This window comes from Psittacicella gerlachiana (assembly GCF_003585965.1).
Taxonomy (GTDB): Bacteria; Pseudomonadota; Gammaproteobacteria; order Enterobacterales; family Psittacicellaceae; genus Psittacicella; species Psittacicella gerlachiana.
On record NZ_NRJF01000161.1, the window covers coordinates 1 to 4,239 of the forward strand.

Annotated in this window: 1 protein-coding gene; it reads left to right on the top strand. The window is 36.8% G+C overall.

The annotated features are described in order from the left end of the window. Positions 1-65: 65 nt before the first annotated feature. Complete coding sequence (locus tag CKF59_RS05495) at positions 66-4,088, top strand: FtsK/SpoIIIE domain-containing protein (RefSeq protein ID WP_119534959.1); 4,023 nt, start codon at positions 66-68, stop codon at positions 4,086-4,088. Positions 4,089-4,239: the final 151 nt, after the last annotated feature.

Below are 4,239 nucleotides of genomic sequence, written 5' to 3' on the forward strand. Positions count from 1 at the left end.
TAAAGCTTTAGATAAAATGTTATTAAATTATTGTAGGTCTTAATTAAATTTGAGATGCTAAACCTATGCAAAAAAAGAAGAAAGATCAAGATACTACCAATAATAATGCAGACTTTGACTTTTTTGCGCAATTAGATAATTTAACTGATTTTACGCAAGTTGATAGTGTCGAAGAAGTTGAAGATACTTCTGTTGATTTAATGAATAAAGTTACGTATGAAGCTAAGCAAAATCCTAGCTTTTATACACAAATTATCCCCATTTCTTATAATCTCAGTCGAGAATTTAAACAACCTAACAAAAAAGTAGCGGTTGAAGCGCCAGAAGAAAATGATTATTTTGCTTCCGTATTAGCGACAACCATGCCTGAACCTATAGAGTTAGAGACTCAAGAAAGCTTTGTAGGTACGCCGGTTTCTAATCTTAGCCCTATGTATGAATCTCAGTTACCAGAAGCTGAGACCGAGTTTGAGGATGCTCAAGATTATAATTATGCTTATGATGATTTTGAGGTAGAAACCGAAGAAAACTTAGAAGAAGCACCATTAGATTTATCTCAAGAGCAGGGAGAAGCTACATCTCTAGAACAAGGGAGAGGATTTGCACAAGATAGAGTTCCTGAGCAAGAAGATATAACTCAAGAACAAGAGTTTTATGTAACTACAACGAGTACAGAAACTATTGCTCAACTGGAAGAGAAGGTTAATCCAGTTTTACATAATCAGGAAGGCATGATTGCCGTAGCTGGAGGCGTAGAGCAATGGCTCGAAGCTGTGTATCAAAGTAATAATACTCCTGAAGTAACAACTTTACCTTTAAGCGAAAAAGAGGAAGTGGTAGCACAAGCTTCACCTGCGGAATTAGAGTTAGAAGAAGCAAGCTCTTCTTCATCTGCAGATATCTTAGAAGATAAGGCAGAGCAAGACCAAGTTACGCATAGTGCGGTAACCCAAGCTCAATCTAGTTTAGAGGAAGATGAGCTGCTTACGCAAGATTCTGAAGTAGTCTTAGAAGAAGAGGATTTAACTCAGGAGTTAGAGTTAAGTCAAGAAGAGAGTAATGAAGCTCTCGAAGAGCTTGTTCGTAAGATGCCGGCAGAGCAACAGGATGAATTTGTTTCTTATTTAGCAGGTTTATTAAAACCTAAAGCAGAACAAGAGGAACTTACAGATTTAGAAGCTCAGATTGCTGCTTTAGAAAAAGAAATTGCTCAAGAACAATTAGAGCTTGAAGAAGTAAATGAAGATGATCTACCATCTTCGCTTACCGACTTAGATTTTAGTGATTTTGAAAAAGCTTTTCCTCCTTTTGCCGCTCGCGCTCCAAAAGAGGCTGTAGATGAGAAATTAGAACAAGTAAAAGCTTATTTACAAGGCGTTAAAGAAGATCAAGCTTATCTTGAAAAGACAAATAATCCTCTAGCTTCAATGTTTGCATTGAGGGTGGCCGAAGATAGTCATACTTTTAATGAGGAAGATGAGCTAGATTTTGGCACGCAAACCCTAACAAGCTTAGTAATGCAAGAGCAAGAACGTAAACTTGCAGAAGAAAAAGCACGCTTAGAAAAAATTCGTGAGGAGTATCCTTATGAAGTAGGAGAAGTAATTATTCCTGAGGAATTAGAAGCAGAGAACACGACTGTAGAAGAAACTCTACAAAGCTCAGAACTAGAAGATAATGTCGAGGGGCAAGAACGAGAGTTTACGCCTGCAAACTCTCAAGTTCAAGCAGAAGCTGCTCCTCTTCCGACTACGGACATGTTAGACCCAACTGAAGCCGAGCAAGATGTAGAAGCTGGCATGTTCTCAGACGCATCTAATGAGCAAGAGGAGCGACAAAGTTCGGATTTAAGAGCTACAGAGGGAGGCTTTATAACTCCAACCTCTGAGCCTACTTTAGCTCTAGATTCAGTAGCACAAACTTTAGCTTTAGAACAAGTAGAAGATAATTCGCAAGAAGAACCTGAATTATTTGAAGGTAAAACTTCCTTGGATGACTTGTTGACACCAATAGCTGATCAGGAATTAGTTCTTCCTCATGCAGCTCAAGAATTGAGCTTAGATCTTGTTGCCCATCAAGAGGAGAGTTTAGAAGATTTACCGTCAAATCTAAGCTCTAAAGCAAGTGAGTTACTAGAAGAAGAGGGCAATCTTGAGCAAACTGCGGAAGAGAGTCTTGTTATTGCTCCTCAAGAAGAGCTTCTGTTACCAGAAGTTAGTTCTCAAGAATTAGTTTTAGCAGAGAGTAGAGAACAAGGCTTAGAAGTTTCAATATCAGAAGTACAAAGCCAAGAACATGAGGCTCAAGTCCAAGAACCGCAAGCTTTAGCAGAGGAGTTAATGTCAAGAGAGGTTGTAGAGACGCCTCAAGTTGAAGCAAAAACTCTACAAGCTTCAGGACAAGAATTAGATTTACCAGAGCAGCAACTAGCCTATGAGGGCTTAGCTTTATTTGGTAATCGTCATCAAGCACCTCAAGTAACCAATGAAAAAGGAGAAATAGATTTTTCTTTCTTAGAAGCTGGAGATCAAGAGCTTAAGTATCAAGATCCATTTACAAGTGAAGAGCGTAAAAAGACCTCTTCTATTTTTGCGGGTGGACAGAAAAAAGAACAACAAGCACAGTCGCAATTAGCTTCTGCTTTAACCTCAGCAAATCAGGGAACATTTAATTTAACTAATCTCATGCAAAAAGCACGTGCTGAGCAAAATAAAGTTTTACCAAGTAAAGATTTATTATTGCCATCGCAGATCTTTGATGATGATCATAAACAATTAAATGATTATGTACGCTTTCTGCGTCAAAGTTTAGACAAGGTTACTTCCGGAGCTCAGATTCTAAGTCGTACAAAAATTGCTGAGGCTCATAGGTATGAGATTAAACTTTTACCAAATGAAGATATCAAGCGTTTTGTAAAAGATTTTAATCGTCGTTTTGATCGTCGTCGCCTCAAAGCGATTTATGAAGAAGAAACAGGCAAGCTCTATGTGGATCGTTATGTAAATGCTAATGTTAACTTGATCGACTTATTCCAAGGACAGGAGCAAAACAATGCTATTGGCGTGGGAGTTGATAAGGAGCGTCAAGTTTTACATGTAAAATTTGCTCAAACTAATTCCTTAATTATGGGATTATCCAACGAAGCAAAAGCTAATCTCCTCACTGAGATTATGATGGGCTTAGCCTTTACGCATAGTCCTGAAGATATAGAGTTTTTAGCTTATTGCGATGATTCTCGTCATCAAGTGTTTAAGCTCAATGATTTACCGCATTTTATTCATCCAGTACTCATGCGCGAGCAAGTGCAAGAATTAATCGCTTTAGTTTATGCTGAATTAATTCGTCGTCGCCGTCTTTGCGCACAACTTAATGCTGGTGATTATGTCAACTATAATCATTTCTTAAGCTTAGGCAATCAATACTCTACGAGCAAACTCGAGAAAATTAAACCCCTCTATGTGTTTATCGATAGTATTGGTCATAGTATGATTGTAAATTGTGTAACCTTAAATGTGCCTAAGTATACCTTAGCAACTTTAGTTTATTTATTAAATCAAGGAAAACGTTTTGGGATTAACTTTATTATTGTGAACTCAGTAGCAGAGTTTACAGTTTTAAAGCGTGACAATATTTGTCATAATCAATTTACCTTACGAGATACTAATACTCGAGACCTAAAAAGTAATGAGTTCATTTTTAATGATGACCATAAACAGGTATATACGAGTGCTATCATTGATGAGCAAGAGATGCAAAATCTTGCAGAGTTTTGGGATCAACAAATTCATGAAAACAAGGTTGATAGTAACGCTAAAGGCTATAACTTAGAAGAGTTAGTGACTCCTGAGTTCTATCGCTTTGTTGTTAGTGATGAATTGGTATTTTCCGGTAGCGTAAAAGATAAAAAACTAGCTCAATATTTAAATTATGATCTGAATGGTGATTTTTATAAAACCTTAATTCAGGATTTAGAAGAGCAACATACTTTAGTAAAACGTAATGATCGTTACTTTATTAATGGTAATTATCTTGCCTACCTAAAATCAGCTCTTGCTAAAGAGTTTGCTTTGAGTGAAGAAACTCATTAAGATTAAAAGTCAAATCTCAAGTTTGGGGATTTGACTTTTATTTTTTTTGGGAGGGGGGTTATCTCTTTGGGAGTTTGATTTTTTTAGAGAAATTGACCATTTAACTTTTTAGAGTTTAGCTTTTGTTTTAACTATCAAATGATATTTGATC

What these genes read in the sequence shown, in the direction of transcription:
- CKF59_RS05495 (WP_119534959.1), top strand. Translation starts at nt 66, where the DNA reads ATGCAAAAAAAGAAGAAAGATCAAGATACTACCAATAATAATGCAGAC.